At 39.3% G+C, this 14,902-nt stretch carries 13 protein-coding genes; 9 read left to right on the forward strand and 4 right to left on the reverse strand.

The window, feature by feature from the left end:
• Positions 1 to 13 precede the first annotated feature (13 nt).
• The 7 genes from J4N24_RS22015 (at position 14) to J4N24_RS22045 (ending at position 8,614) form a co-directional block, all read left to right on the forward strand.
• A complete protein-coding gene (locus J4N24_RS22015; protein WP_207535914.1) occupies positions 14 to 1,636 on the forward strand; it encodes a S41 family peptidase in 1,623 nt (540 codons plus the stop codon).
• A gap of 328 nt (positions 1,637 to 1,964) precedes the next feature.
• Positions 1,965 to 2,600, forward strand: a complete 636-nt coding sequence (locus J4N24_RS22020) for a LuxR C-terminal-related transcriptional regulator (protein ID WP_207535915.1) — start codon at positions 1,965 to 1,967, stop codon at positions 2,598 to 2,600.
• 107 nt (positions 2,601 to 2,707) lie between these two features.
• Positions 2,708 to 3,010: a hypothetical protein gene (locus J4N24_RS22025; protein ID WP_207535916.1), complete on the forward strand. Its 303-nt coding sequence runs from the start codon at positions 2,708 to 2,710 to the stop codon at positions 3,008 to 3,010.
• 142 nt (positions 3,011 to 3,152) lie between these two features.
• A complete protein-coding gene (locus tag J4N24_RS22030; RefSeq protein WP_207535917.1) occupies positions 3,153 to 3,470 on the forward strand; it encodes a YtxH domain-containing protein in 318 nt (105 codons plus the stop codon).
• Positions 3,471 to 3,870: 400 nt separating this feature from the next.
• Positions 3,871 to 6,318: a glycoside hydrolase family 95 protein gene (locus J4N24_RS22035; RefSeq protein WP_207535918.1), complete on the forward strand. Its 2,448-nt coding sequence runs from the start codon at positions 3,871 to 3,873 to the stop codon at positions 6,316 to 6,318.
• Positions 6,319 to 6,440: 122 nt separating this feature from the next.
• Positions 6,441 to 7,325, forward strand: coding sequence for an AraC family transcriptional regulator (locus tag J4N24_RS22040; RefSeq protein WP_207535919.1), 885 nt, complete (start codon positions 6,441 to 6,443; stop codon positions 7,323 to 7,325).
• 353 nt (positions 7,326 to 7,678) lie between these two features.
• Positions 7,679 to 8,614, forward strand: coding sequence for a hypothetical protein (locus tag J4N24_RS22045; RefSeq protein ID WP_207535920.1), 936 nt, complete (start codon positions 7,679 to 7,681; stop codon positions 8,612 to 8,614).
• Positions 8,615 to 8,620: 6 nt separating this feature from the next.
• On the opposite strand, the gene J4N24_RS22050 is transcribed toward J4N24_RS22045, so the two are convergent.
• Together J4N24_RS22050 and J4N24_RS22055 are read right to left on the reverse strand one after the other, a co-directional pair.
• Positions 8,621 to 9,412 carry an N-acetylmuramoyl-L-alanine amidase family protein gene (locus J4N24_RS22050; RefSeq protein ID WP_207535921.1) on the reverse strand — a complete coding sequence of 264 codons (792 nt, stop codon included), beginning with the start codon at positions 9,410 to 9,412 and terminating at the stop codon, positions 8,621 to 8,623.
• An 84-nt stretch (positions 9,413 to 9,496) separates the two neighbouring features.
• Positions 9,497 to 11,029, reverse strand: coding sequence for a sensor histidine kinase (locus J4N24_RS22055; protein WP_207535922.1), 1,533 nt, complete (start codon positions 11,027 to 11,029; stop codon positions 9,497 to 9,499).
• A 112-nt stretch (positions 11,030 to 11,141) separates the two neighbouring features.
• Between J4N24_RS22055 and J4N24_RS22060 the strand changes: the two genes are divergently transcribed.
• Positions 11,142 to 11,519, forward strand: coding sequence for an MmcQ/YjbR family DNA-binding protein (locus J4N24_RS22060; protein ID WP_207535923.1), 378 nt, complete (start codon positions 11,142 to 11,144; stop codon positions 11,517 to 11,519).
• Between the two features lie 38 nt (positions 11,520 to 11,557).
• Here J4N24_RS22060 and J4N24_RS22065 read toward each other — a convergent pair whose 3' ends face one another.
• Both J4N24_RS22065 and J4N24_RS22070 read right to left on the reverse strand, forming a co-directional pair.
• The gene (locus J4N24_RS22065; RefSeq protein WP_207535924.1) at positions 11,558 to 11,986 is read right to left on the reverse strand and encodes a BLUF domain-containing protein; all 429 of its coding nucleotides are present in this window, start codon (positions 11,984 to 11,986) and stop codon (positions 11,558 to 11,560) included.
• A gap of 873 nt (positions 11,987 to 12,859) precedes the next feature.
• Complete coding sequence (locus J4N24_RS22070) at positions 12,860 to 13,870, reverse strand: LacI family DNA-binding transcriptional regulator (RefSeq protein ID WP_207535925.1); 1,011 nt, start codon at positions 13,868 to 13,870, stop codon at positions 12,860 to 12,862.
• Positions 13,871 to 14,011: 141 nt separating this feature from the next.
• Here J4N24_RS22070 and J4N24_RS22075 point away from each other — a divergent pair, with 141 nt between their 5' ends.
• Complete coding sequence (locus J4N24_RS22075) at positions 14,012 to 14,902, forward strand: inositol oxygenase family protein (protein ID WP_207535926.1); 891 nt, start codon at positions 14,012 to 14,014, stop codon at positions 14,900 to 14,902.

The following is a 14,902-nucleotide window of genomic DNA, read 5'->3' on the forward strand; positions in this document are numbered from 1 at the left end:
TATAAAAGAACCTATGAAAACGAAAATAGATATACGTAACCTTTCAAGGGCTATTCTGCCTGTTTTAATCGCAGCCATTTCATTGTCCTCTTGTTCTAAAGATGAGGCAATGGATGACGAATCTGTCGAAACCGGGAACGAAGCTCCTGCAGATGGAACGCGTGATGAACTAACGAAAGATTCTATTTTTCTTTATGCTAAACAGGTGTATTTATGGAATGATGCTTTGCCTTCATACGAAGCCTTCAACCCAAGAAAATATAATCAATCCTCAGACCCCCTTGATAATTACTATTCGGAGCTCTTTGCTATTACCCAGTTTAAAGTAAATCCTGCTACAGGAAAACCTTATGAGTATGTTTCTGCCTCTGCGAATTATCCGAAATATTCTTACATAACTGACGAAGAATCAAATAATCCCCCTACTACTGCCACAGGGTCAGTTCCTGTAGTGAGCGAAGTTACATTGGAAGGAGTAGGAACAGACTTTGGTATTGCTTTGTCTGCAGTAGGTTCTCAAACCTCCTACCAAATTTATATTCGATACGTTAGTCCGGGTTCTCCTGCAGCAAAAAACTCTCTTAACCGTGGCGATATACTTACTCAGATCAATGACCATAAACTAGGGGCCAATTTCGCCACTGACCAGGATGTGGTTAACCGGGCCTTCGACCAGGCAACTTTACGATTGACCGGAAAGAAGAGTAGTGGTGAGGCCTTTACCAGATCTTTAACGAAGCAAACCTACAATAGTAGCCCAGTTTACAAGGATACTGTCTTTACTTCCGGGGGTAAGAAGATTGGTTATCTGGCGTTTGCTAGATTTGCTAACCCGTCTAATGCTTTGGGCCCGTTAAATACCGTATTTAACAAGCTGACTGCAGTAGGTGTTCAAGATCTGGTGATCGATTTAAGGTACAATGGTGGTGGCTATGTTTCCACTGCAGAGCATCTTGCCAACCTCATAGCACCTTCCTCTTTAAGCGGTCAGGTAATGTTTACAGAATATTACAATCAAACCATGCAAAAGGGTGAAGCGACCATTTTAAAAAACCAACCCTTATTAGACGCTAATGGGAAGTCACAATTTCAGAACGGCCGGTTGATCACTTACAATGATATTGACTATTCGGTAGGAGAGAATACCTATAAGTTTCAAAAGGAAGGATCGTTAAACTCAGTTAAAAATGTGGTATTTATAGTTACCGGAAACACAGCTTCGGCCAGTGAACTGCTTATCAATGTGTTGCGGCCTTACCTAAATGTAAAGATCGTAGGATCCACCAGCTATGGTAAGCCTGTAGGTTTTTTTCCAATTAATATTGATAAATACGATGTTTATTATTCAATGTTTGAAAGCAGGAATTCGAAGAGTGAAGGTGGCTATTATCAGGGATTTGTTCCAGATGCAGCTTCAGCTGATGATGTAACGCGTGATTTTGGAGATCCTCAAGAAGCTTCCCTTGCTGCTGCAGTACGATATCTTACTACCGGAACTCTTACAGCAAGTATTCAGGCTACCACGAAGGTAATGGGTAAAAACGTAACCTTGTCTTCATCCACAGTGAAGGAGGTAAGCAAAGAAGATTCATTTAAAGGAATGATTGAACTACCTTCACGACTGAAACTTAAATAACTAGTCTTATTCATTTGCTAAGTATAAAGCCCCGGTCCACCAACTGGGACTTTATAATAGAACTTCGTTAGATATACCTGTTTTTCCTGGTAAAACCTGCTAATAGACAAAAAAGTAACTCGTCCTTTGTTAAGATGTCATTTTTCTTCATTTAGTAAAATGCTGATTCAGTAGGTTTTAATACAATTTCTGCTCTTCAGAGTTTTGATACAGAAGTGCCGGTGTTTATACCTGACAAAAATCAGGTATTTATGCGGGTGCTCCCGAAGTTATAAAAAAGAGATATTTGAGCTCTTTAACATGATTCTCAAATAATTTTAGGTAAAAATTGATAAATATATTTATAGTCGAAGATCAAAGTAATGCCCAGGATGGAATCAAATCTATTGTTGAAAAGGAGCCTGGTTTTAAAGTCATAGGGGAAGCAAAAAACGATGAAGAAGCTATAAATAAATTGTCCGAAGCCGGCGGAGCTAATGTCGTTCTGACGAGTGTAAATCAGATTGATCAGGATACTATCTCATTGCTTGAGGGGATCAAGGAACGCTATCCTGAAAACAAGTTAATATGCCTAACCTCTCTCGAGGATCAGAAGTACATCAGTAAAGCATTTAAAGCAGGAGTAAGTGGCTATTTGCTGAAAACAATAAGCCAGGATGAAATGATCTTTGCGGTAAAGCATATTGCTGCCGGAGAGAAGTACATATGCTCTGAGCTTTCGATCAAATTAGTGCAGCATCTTATTCATGCTCCTTATTCCAGCAATCTCCAGGTAGAACTTAGCAGAAGGGAATCTGAAGTACTGGGACTAATTGCTGAGGGATTTACGAACAATGAAATTGCTAACAAGCTATTTACCAGTCGTAGAACTGTTGAAGGGCATCGTCAGAACCTCCTTGATAAAACTAACACTCGTAATACCGCTGCTCTGATCAGGTTTGCAGTGAAGAACGGCTTGGTTTAATATCGTGACGAATAAACAAGTATTTGTTCCATAAAAAGGCGTATTTGTTCGCTGGATAGGCATTTTTTCTATTAGTATTTTTGAATTACCCAAAAACACTAATACCTATGAAAGTCGAATTAACCGTCCATCTATTAGATTTCCTTGCCGAGCAGGGTTATAAGTATCTATTGCTGCAACCTAATCAAAATTCGTCTCCTGGAGATATTGAGCGCTTCAATTTTATTTCTGTCAAAAATTTTGAAAATATCACCTCGTATTACTCAGGCAGTAGTTCCTGCTTTTTCCTCGACGCAGAACCGAGAGTAATGGCTGAAGGAGTTGCAGGAAAAGTATTTTACGTAATTGTAGATGAGCAGGAAGCCGTAGAATATAGTCGCTATTTGCTAAATGCAGCTATCAATTCTTAGCACGATTGCCGAAATAAGAGAATTTTATCCCATGCTTTCCTTGATACTCTGGAGTAAATAGAATTTTTTCAGAACTATTCTTAAAGTACGCTGTTGACACAATACAACAATACTTAATAACCCGAAATCTAATTCTATTTCTATGAAAAATTATAAAGACATATTAAATGATGCAGAATCGTTAATCAAGGACGTTTCAGGGCCTAGCAATGGGAAGATCATTGCTGCAGCAGCAATCGGCTTAGCAGCCGGAGCAGTTTTAGGTATCCTGTTAGCACCTGCAAGCGGTTCTGAAACACGTAGTAACTTAACTGATTCTCTTGCAGGAGCAGGTGGTTCTATAAAAGATAAAGCGAAACAAGGCTTCGATAAGATTTCTGATCTAAGTTCTCAGGCTGTAAATTCTGTTAAATCTAGAGTTCAGGGAACAGGCGTAGCTGATACTGCACCAGCAGTATAAAAAAGAAGTACATTTTAATTGATAGGATACCGGTGCGCTAGTGATAGCGTGCCGGTTTTTTTTTGAATAAAAAAGGGTTGAACTATTGTTCAACCCCACATCTACCTATGAAAAACATGCCCTTTTGGGAAGGACACGTTGTTTTACTATAAATATTGCTTAAGGTTACATGCCGAAATGATCTTTCTTTTAATCATTTGATTTACAGTGAGAAAAAATAGAAAATTCTACTTCTCTAACCTTCATCCAGGGGATAACTATTTTAACCTTCATCTTCCCGGTCCCGGTATTTTTACCGAAATTAGGGTAAAAGAACTCAGGGAAATAGATATTTATTTACATTTGGAAATCGATTTCCTCCAAGGAAGCGATACTCAACTAACTATATTAATCAACACCAATGCGCCTATTATTCTTATGCCTCTTACTAGGCTTAATTAAATTTTCATTTGCACAGGAAAACCAACTGAAGTTGTGGTATGCCAAGCCCGCTTCTAAATGGACTGAAGCTCTCCCGGTAGGTAATGGTCATCTCGGCGCCATGATCTTTGGGAATCCTCAGGACGAATTGATTCAGTTGAATGAGGCTACTTTCTGGAGCGGAGGACCGGTAAAGGCCAACGTAAATCCTGCGGCGGCCACACACTTTGCCAACACCAGAAAGGCGTTGCTGGAGCAACAAGATTATCAGAAGGCGAATAGCTCCGCAAAAGGTATACAGGGGGTCTATTCTCAGTCATATCTTCCCCTCGCTGATTTAAGACTTAGGCAGAAAATTGGTTCAGGTAAGTACGAGCAGTACAGGCGAGATCTGGATATAAGCACCAGTCTTGCAACAGTCCGGTTTAAAGCTAACAATGTGAATTTTAAACGTGAAATAATAGCTTCTGCTCCTGGAAAAGCTATTATTATTCGTTATACCGCAGATAAGCCTGGAATGATCAGTTTTAAAGCGGCAGTTTCCAGTTTGATCAAATATACAGTTAAGCCTGATGGTTCCAATGGGATTTTAATGAAGGGGAAGGCCCCTTCGCAAGTTGATCCAAACTATGTCGATTACAATGCCGAGCCGGTGAAGTATGATGAGAACGGTTGCAATGGTATGCGCGTAGCGTTGAAAGTAAAGGCGGTGCCTAACGGAGGCAGGGTTCAATCAGATACGTCTGGCATTACTGTAGAAAATGCAAACGAGGTCCTCTTATTTATTTGTGCAGCCACAAGTTTTAATGGCTTTGATAAATGCCCTGTAACTGCGGGAAAGGATGAATTAAAGATTTGCAGCGATAACTTGAAAGCTGCGATAAAACAATCCTGGACCAAGCTTCAGTCTGACCATTTAAAAGACTATTCCCTGTATTTCAACCGTGTTAACTTTAAGCTTGGAGCAGGAACGGAAAGCCCGATTGCAAAACTCCCAACTAACGAGCGTTTGATAAGGTTTAGCCAGGGAGAACGAGACCTTGATTTCGAAACACTTCTTTATCAATATGGCCGATATCTTTTGATCAGTTCTTCAAGACCAGGAGGCCCGCCTGCAAACCTTCAGGGAATCTGGAATAATCTTTTACGTGCGCCCTGGAGCTCAAACTATACTATTAACATTAATACGCAGATGAATTACTGGCCGGCGGCAATCAGTAATCTTGAAGAAATGGAATATCCATTATTTCAATTTATAAAGGACCTGTCTGTTACTGGTAAAGTTACTGCGAAGGAATTTTATAAATTGAGCGGCTGGGTGGCTCACCATAATAGTGATATTTGGGCTATTAGTAATCCCGTAGGGGACTTAGGGAAGGGTGATCCGAAATGGGCAAACTGGTATATGGGCGCGCCCTGGTTAAGTCGTCATCTTTACGAGCATTACCGCTTTACTCAAGATAAGAAGTTTCTGAAGGATATTTATCCAGTGTTAAAAGGTGCAGCAGAGTTTTTGGTAGATTTCCTTGTGGAAGATAAAAATGGGTATCTTGTTACTGCTCCGTCTTTCTCACCAGAAAATGAATATTTCGATGATAAAGGAAACAAGGCCAACACCTCTATTGCTACAACAATGGATATGTCTATTATCCGTGATCATTTCCGTAATTGCATAGAGGCGTCGGAAGCTTTAAATACCGATCCAGAGTTCAGAAATACGTTAAAGGCGAAACTTCAAAAGCTTTACCCACTGCATATTGGTAAAAAAGGTAATTTGCAGGAATGGTATAAGGATTGGGAAGATGTTGAGCCTCACCATCGCCATGTTAGTCATCTTTACGGTTTGCACCCAGGTCGCGAAATTTCTCCTTTAATCGATCCAGCGATAGCTACTGCAAGCAAAAAAACACTTGAGTTGCGGGGGGACGACGGCACAGGATGGAGCTTAGCCTGGAAAATAAATTTCTGGGCAAGGTTACTTGACGGAGATCATGCTTACAAACTTGTTCGTGATCTGATGCGGGATATAAGCGTATCAAAAGGGGGAGGACTTTATGCGAATCTTTTTGATGCTCATCCGCCATTTCAAATCGATGGAAATTTTGGAGCTACTTCAGGTATTACTGAGATGCTTTTGCAGAGTCATCTCGATGAGCTGCATTTGTTACCAGCCCTACCGTCTACATGGCCGGAAGGAAGCATAACGGGGCTTAAAGCCAGAGGAGCTTTTACTGTCGACCTAAAATGGAAAGGGGGGAGGCTAGAAACAGCGCTCATTCATTCAGGGAATGGAGGACCTTGTGTGATAAGGACAGAAACGCCTGTGTCTGTAGAAGGATCCTCTGTGTCAACAACCAGGTCGGGCGACAGATATGTTACGATCATTAATACTATGAAAGGGAAGACTTACAAAATTGTTGGAAAATAAAAACCTGAATAATGCTTAAAGAAGGTCAAGGGTACTAGCATCCTTGGTTTTCTTTCATTAACTTTGGATATAAACCGATCATAATATTAAAACAGACACACACTCTCTTAGATAAACCGGCTATGAAACCTTTATTTCATAAAGTACCTGTAAAGCCCGAAAGTACATTTAGTGTCAGGCATGATGTTAAATCAAATTTCGTGGGGATATGGCATTACCATCCGGAACTGGAGCTGCATTATATAATCAGGGGAGAGGGTGTGAAATTTATAGGAGATAAGATCAGTAATTTCTCTCCGGGAGAGATTGTTCTTCTTGGCGAAAACCTCCCTCATACCTGGCGATCCAGTGATCAGTACTATCAGAACAATTCTGACCTGGAAATTGAGGTGATAGTAATTCATTTTCTTCCAGACTGCTTAGGGAAACATATTTTAAGTCTACCTGAAGCTTACCTTCTTCCAAAGTTGTTTGAGAAAGCAAAAAGCGGAATGGATATTAAAGGTGAGACCAGGGTTAAAATAGCAGAATTAATGCAGGCGGCACTTAATGCAACAAACCTTGAACGGATTGTTATATTCTTGTCCATACTACAGACCCTTTCTGAAACTACCGAATTTAAACAGATAGTAACTCAGCAGAATGTGTATCAATCCAACGAAATGGATGTTGTACGCCTAAATAAAGTTTATAACTATACGCTATCTAATTATAACAAGGATATAACTTTAGAGGAAATTGCTTCAATTGCTAATCTGAGTGTTACTTCTTTCTGTCGCTACTTCAAATTGATGACGCGGAAGACATACTACGATTTTTTGATAGAAATTCGGATAAGCCACGCATGCAGGGCTCTGGTTGAAGATAAACTACCCACGGAGATGATATGCTTTGATTGTGGATTTAATAATGTCTCTAACTTCTATCGTCACTTCAAGAAAGTGACTGGTCTGACTCCTCTTGAGTATAAGCGCAAATATTTGCGCAAAAGCAAGCAAACAGCTTAGCCTCAAATTCCTATATTTTCCAATTTATTTCTTCTATAAGTAGAGGGCGTTTCCCCTCTCTCCAGCCCCTGATTTCAATTCTTAAAATCGTTCTTAGTTCACATTTCTATACTTATTCAAATTTTCTGTATCACCATGGTAATACCCTTATTTTAGCACAATAAGTCCACCTTTTACCAATATAATGTGGACCTATTGCGAAGCTTTTAGCTTTACAATACAGGTTGACTCGGGTAGAAGTCAAGAATTCCTTATGTTGCTCAGTAAAAAAGTGATTTTCGTCACCTTGCTTCCTGAGATAATTTTTGGTACTTATTTTTGTAATCATTGCTTATTACCTAAAGTATACGTATATGGCTATTATCGATAAAAAAGGTTTTTTCAGGGGGCCAGTGGGAAAGCTTAATTTTCGTTATTATCGTGGAAAACAGATAGCTCAATCGAAGTCCGAAAACATAAATCAGACCGTACCCAGCAGAGAGAGTGGTTTAGAGTTCGGTCTTTGCAGTGGTTCTGCAAGGGTAATGAGGGAAGCTTTTGCCCCAACGTTCTATGACTATGATGGTCCGATGGTTAATCGCTTTACCTCTGCGGTAAGGAATGCTTTCACAGCTTGCAGGCACAAGGTAAGGGGTGAGCGGGATATGCACGATGTAGATTTGAACTACCTATTGGGATTTCAATTCAACAATAATTCACGTCTTACTGAGGCATTAAACATAAGGGTCAAGGCCGAACTAAGTGAAGGTGGAAAGTTACAGGTAGTAATTCCTAAATTCGATTATAGCTATATCAAGGGGATAAAGGCTGATCATTATATTTTGAGATTCCTCGCAGTGTCATTTGATTTCAAATCCGAATGTTATCGATATCACCCCGTAAAAGATATTTCTGTTGGGCCTGGAACTGGTTTTGATGGAGGAGTAATTGAACTTGGTGAAGGTTTTCCTAAAGGAAGAGTGTTGCTATTAAGTATGTCTCTTCATGCTTATAGCGTAAACAGTCTAAACGAAAACATCTACCAGAATTCCAAAAATTGGAGCCCTTCTGAAATCGTAGGAGCCTGGAATATAGGGCAAGAGGAAGAAATGACTACATTCTTGCCACAAAGTAACGATGAATATCTTGTTGACATAAGTTGTCCTTATAATCGCGAAAGGTTATTGAAGCGAATTAATGATATAAAGTTACTGCGAACTGATGCATCAGCACAAAAGGAAAAAGATCCAGGTCCTGCTCAGATTCCTATAACAGAATTGCCGGAGGGTGACATAAGTTTCCGGAAATAACCTTACTTAATCTACAGCTCGTCCATATGCCTCAATGGCTTTAAGCTGGCTTGCAACAAGTTCGTCTTGTCCTTCGTCGGAATTAAGGTATCTTTCTTCTGTTGGATTACTAATGAAACCAATTTCAGTTAATACAGCAGGCATACCGGCTTTAGCTAAAACAGCTAAGCTTTGCTCCTTAAAACCCCTGCTTTGACGGCCAGTCTTTACGTACTCCGTTTGCAGCAACTTGGCAAACTTAATGCTTTGCGTACGATTAGTGTTTTTTATGAGGGAAAAAATGATAATACTTTCAGGATCCCGTGGATCATAACCATCATAGTTTTTCTGATAATTTTTCTCGAGTAGAATTGATGCGTTTTCCCTTACCGCAACATCCTGCTCCTTTGTCCTCCCGAATCCCGAAACAAAAGTCTCGGTCCCATTAGTTGTAGTGCGGGTAGGGGAATTAGAAGGCATTGAATTACAGTGAATCGAGATAAAAAGATCAGCCTTTGATTGATTTGCAATCTCAATCCGTCTATACAGAGGAATAAAGACGTCAGTAGAGCGCGTATATACCACTCTGGTATCAGGATAACGCTCACGGATCGCTTTGCCCAGTCTTAATGCAACCTGCAATGTCACAAATTTCTCTGATGATATTTTCCCTCTTGAACCAGCATCGATACCTCCATGGCCAGCATCAATAACGATAGTTTTTAGTGGAAGTGTATTTTTAAAAGAGACGCTTACAAAATATATGGCTGTAAGGAAAATAGTTGTGAAAATGATTCTCTTGTAAAGATTTACCGACATTTTTAGAGTTTGCGAAGATTACAAATTTAAAGTATTTAACAAATAGAACGATTATAATTATTTAGGTTTAACAAAGAGATAAAATTAGCTCTTATGGCTATTATCCACGTTTATTGTAGGAAGGGTGAACCAAAATACTGAACCTTCTCCTGGTGTGCTGTTCACCCCCATTTCTCCTCCATGTTTTCTAACTATACCGTTAGAAATATATAGACCCAAACCCAGGCCGGCAAAGTTCTGGGATGTTTGCTCTACCCTGAAATACCGTTCAAATATCAGTGGAAGTTGATCTTTAGGGATACCGATTCCGAAATCTTTAATAGAAACTTTTACATAACCCTCTATTTGAATTACCTCTGCAATAACCTTATTTCTCTCTGGAGAATACTTTACCGCGTTTGTTATAAGATTGATTAAAACTTGTTCGATTCTGAATTTATCTGCATTAACGCGGATATCAGGCTCTCCTTCGATAAATAGTTCATGAGTTTTAATAGAGTGGAACAGCTCATCAGATACTTCAAGAATAGCCTCCCTAATCGAAAACTCAGATAATTGAAGAGGAAGTCCTCCCTCATTAATCCGGGTCACGTCTAATAAGTCACGAATGATAGTTGTCAATTTGTTCACCTGAAGATTGGCCTTACTTACAAACGGGTAGATCCTTCGCCCTTCCTCTGATTCCAGTCTAACCCTTCCAATGAACTGTAAATAGGCTTTAATACTGGTGAGTGGCGTTTTCAACTCGTGAGCGGCTATACTTACGAATTCATCCTTTTTCACCATCAGCTCCTTCAGTGCATTAAAAGAATATTCCAGCGATGCAGTCATCCGGTTAAGACTTGCAGCAAGTCTGCCGAGAACATCGCTTTCTTTTTCCTGGAGTCTTAACTGATAATTGCCAAGTGATACTTGTTGAGATATATCCTCGATCAGTTTAATACGCTTGTCGGTGTCAATCTTCTCCTGCTGGAGGATCTTTTGCAGCTGAACATTCCTGAAGTAGGTGATTTTTAATTGTTTGCAGAAGTAGTAGGCTGTGATCGCTCCTGTTATGGCAATGAGTATAATAAGTAGGGGACTCAGACTTTTATATGTGCTCCATAGTTCTTCCCTTCGTTTCAGCAGTAGATCTTCATGTTGCTGCATCTGACTAATTGTGGTCCTTATGCTGTCCATTACAGCCTTTCCCTTGAAAACTCTTAAGCTATCAACCCTGTTACGAACCCTTTTATCTTCGATATGATCGTGCAAGATTTGATATCTTACTTGGATAAGCGACCGGAGTTTTGGTAAGGTAGACTGTTGTTCCTTATTGTCCTTAGTGAGTATCGCCAGGGAATTAAATGTATCTGAAACATGTTTATAAGATCCATGGAAAGGAGCTAAAGTTACCGGGGCTCCGGTGAGCATATATCCTCTGACACCTGTTTCGGCATCCTTAAGGTAAGAGCACAGCGCTTCTAACTGGCCCTTTACTTGTTCTGTATGCTTTACCCATTCGGCCCGGCTATAAGACTCCCGGATGGCAAAATAAGAAGCCGTGGAGCTTAATCCAAGCAAAAACAGCCCGGTAGCAAATGCCTTGTGCAGGTTTTTGATGAAAGACCCTTTCATTAATATTCTTAGGAGGTTTATATTTAAATAAGACCTAATCCGTAATATTGTTTCATCGAAAAATGAGTCTTATTGCTTTTTGGATACTATTTGCTTTTATACTAAATGGTTTATGGATATTGAAGTATTAAGAGAAATATGCGTTGGAAAGATTGGTGTTACAGAATCTTTTCCTTTTGATGAGAACACACTTGTATTTAAGGTAGGTGGAAAAATGTTCCTGCTAATTGATTTGGCTAATCCAGTAGCTTTTAATGCGAAATGCAATCCTGAGAAAGCTGTGCAATTACGTGAAGAATATGATGAAGTAACGCCCGGATATCATATGAACAAGGTACATTGGAATACCGTAAATATGCAGGGCAGGTTAAGCTTTCAGCAATTGAAGGAGCTGATTGATCATTCGTATGATCTGGTATTTAATAGTTTGCCAAAGAAATTAAGGGACGGGATCATTATGAACCCTGATGAGAAGAGAGCCTCGAAATAGATCAATTGCTTTAGGTTTAAACTAAAGCAATTGAGATTTTATTGATTGTTATTGATGAACAACTCTAAGATCTCCCTGAGTGTATCGTCACTTTTAGCCACTTGCATGGTATTTGAATCTCTGATATCCAGATACCCTTCTACTTTTTTGAATTCTTCCGGCGATACTGTCTTAAATCCCATCGACCATTCTGAAAATATCCTGCTATTTACAACTACTTCCTGAAGCTTGATCACACCGAAATGTCGCGGGTCCTGATTGATGATCTTGTAAAGGTTTTCGAGGTCTTGCTTATCCCCCTCAAGAACTTGCATAATGTTTCCGGCACTATAGATCAGTAAGCCAGTAATGTTTTTCTTTGCATTATTACTTCTGCTTTTTGTTAGGATTGCTTGTAACTCGCCCTCCGACAATTTTTCTGAGGCGGTGCTTACGTATACAATCCTTGTAAGTGGTGTTATTTGCATTTCAAATATGTTATCTGGCAAGAATACAAAAGCTGCGTCTTATTGTTTTAATTCCAATGTAAAAATTATCGTCTATACAGTTGCCGGATCTTGATTCAATTTTTGTTTCTTGAATAATTCCTGTTAGGGGAAAAATTATTGTGGAACGTTGCTCCTGAAAGCCGGATTAAAACTCCCGCAAGGACTGGACTAATTACATAAGGGAATTAGAGGCGTTGTATTTTTTCTGAGCCTACATTTGCTATCAGTGCTGTTGCTCCCAAGGTTGGCTGAAGGGTTAGGTGAGTTACAATAAAACTAAATTGATCTCAATTAAATATAAGCCGGAATTGGAATACAGTAGCTGATTTTGGTTAGTATAGAACAAAAGTTTCCAGGTAAACGAAACATCTGTTGGTTGTTCTGCGTATTAATTATTGAGAGCGTTAATTTAGATATAGAACGGCCAGGGATCTGATTCCTGGCTTTTCTATTTTACACCCTTTTTGATATCGCTGCCGAACCTATTGAAAATGAAATAAAAGTAACAATAAGCACATTAAGATTATAAATAGTATAAAGTTTACGCTATCCTTCATCGTTTTGATTTATTGAGGAGGTTAACCGTCTTCCACATCTGCTGCATTTTTTTCTACTAAGGTCTTTCCTTATTAACCATTTGTGAAAATCTAATTTGCAGATAAGAAGGAACATAACACTCGCTTTTCCTTTTTCTAAATTACGGATCGGAATTATAAAGGTTTAATATTTTAGTAGGGAATGTTTATTTGGAAAATTTCTGTATACTCAAAAAAACGAGAAAGGTGAGATCAATCATTTTATTTATCTCACCTTTCGATATTATTCAGAAACTAATTTAGTTTTAATTATAGTTTAACAAACTGTAGAACCTCTGGCAATCAATGTAGAGGAAATAACCGTGCTTTCTTCTGTCAAGATAAGACTGTTATACTTTAATGATTTAAGGAGAACGCTGGCTGCTTTTTTGCCCATTTCAAAAGCAGGTTGTGTGATGGTAGTAAGGGTTGGATTGAGGATTATTGCTGAGGATTGATTAGAAAAACAGATTACTTTAATGTCCTTAGGAATATTGATGTCCATTTGCTGACAAACAAGGTAAATCGGAGTGGTCAGTTTTTCTCCCGTAGCTACAATACCATCAGGCCTGTTGGAACTACTCATCATTTTTCTAATAATGCCGTACTCGAGTCCTGGCTCATCAGGGAAATCAATAATAGGGCAGCAATCCTCATTTAGTCCAAATTCCTCAATAGCCTTTTTATAACCTTCAGTCCTTTCTGAAATTATTGACAAACTGTTGGAAATAGATATTAAGGCAATTTTCTGGCAGCCTGCTTCAATCAGGTGTTTGGTGGCCATATATCCGCACTCAAAATCGTTCGTTGTGATTTTTGCAGTATCTATTTCTTTGCATACACGATCAAAAAAAACGATGGGGTAGTGCCGATTGAACTCTTTAATATGCTCAAACGAGGCTGTTTCTACTGTTACCGACATGATAACTCCATCTACTCGCCCACCTGATAATGATTTCAAAATTGATTTTTCCCTCTCAAGTTTCTCGTGTGTAAGATAAATGAGGGTATGATATCCTTTTTCCAGTGCAACTTCTTCAATTCCGTTAAGTGCAAGAGAAAAAAAACTATCTGCAACTTCAGGTATCAATACTGCAATAGTTTTACTCTTATTCCTGCGTAGGCTACCTGCATATGGATTGGGAACATAGTCTAATTCTTTAGCCAGGGCAAGCACTCTTTCTTTAGTTGCAATACTTATTTCGTGGCTGTCACACAGCGCTTTAGAGATAGTTGCTGTTGATAGATTTAATCGTTCTGCAAGTAACTTAATCGTGACATTGCTCATATTCTTGAGTGCTAAAAATCATTTAATAATGTGCAAAATATCATTTTTTACTTAATCGTTTAAGTAAATTTTCCACGGCGATTTGAAAAATGTGATCCTTTATTTATTGAACTTTAATGGCAGTAACACCAATTATAGTTTATGAATCCAGACGAAAACGCTTTATCGGCCGAAGACTTAAGGCCACTTTCGAACCTCGATGAATGGGAAGAGGATGTGTTGAATAGGTATCCTGATCCATCTGTAATTAACCAGGATAAAAAAGTCGAGGAGTTTAGGAACTACGAGGAAACTGAGAAGGACGGAGTAAGAGAATTTTACAGCTTAAATCATTTGTATCAAAGTTACGACTTTGTGATGCAGAAGAAGGCCGACTTCCTTAAGTTCGATAAGAAGGAAATGCCCATTTGGGAAGCTTTTACGTTCTTAAACCAATTAGTAGACGATTCTGATCCAGATACAGATTTAGATCAGATGCAGCACCTGCTTCAAACTTCTGAAGCTATCCGCAATGACGGTCATCCAGACTGGATGGTACTTGTTGGATTGATCCACGACATGGGAAAAGTATTATGCTTATTCGGCGAGCCCCAATGGGCAGTGGTCGGTGACACTTTCCCCGTAGGTTGTGCTTTCTCCGATAAGATCGTTTACTCAGAATTCTTTGAGCATAATCCAGACTATACCGATGAAAGGTACAACACCAAGTTAGGGATCTATCAAGAAAATTGTGGCCTGGACAAGGTGCACATGTCATGGGGGCACGACGAATATGTGTATCATATGATGAAGGATTATATCCCTGAGCCCGGCTTGTATATGCTACGCTATCATTCATTCTATTCCCAGCACCGGGAGCATGCTTACAATCATCTGATGAGCGAACATGACCACGAAATGTTCAAGTGGGTTAAGCTGTTCAATCCTTACGATTTGTATTCGAAAAATCCGAACCAGAAGAGCTGGGCGGAGTTAAAACCGTACTATGAAGATCTGGTAGCCAAGTATCTTCCTGCCACACTAAAATTTTAA

This window comes from Desertivirga arenae (assembly GCF_017355785.1).
Lineage (GTDB): Bacteria > Bacteroidota > Bacteroidia > Sphingobacteriales > Sphingobacteriaceae > Desertivirga > Desertivirga arenae.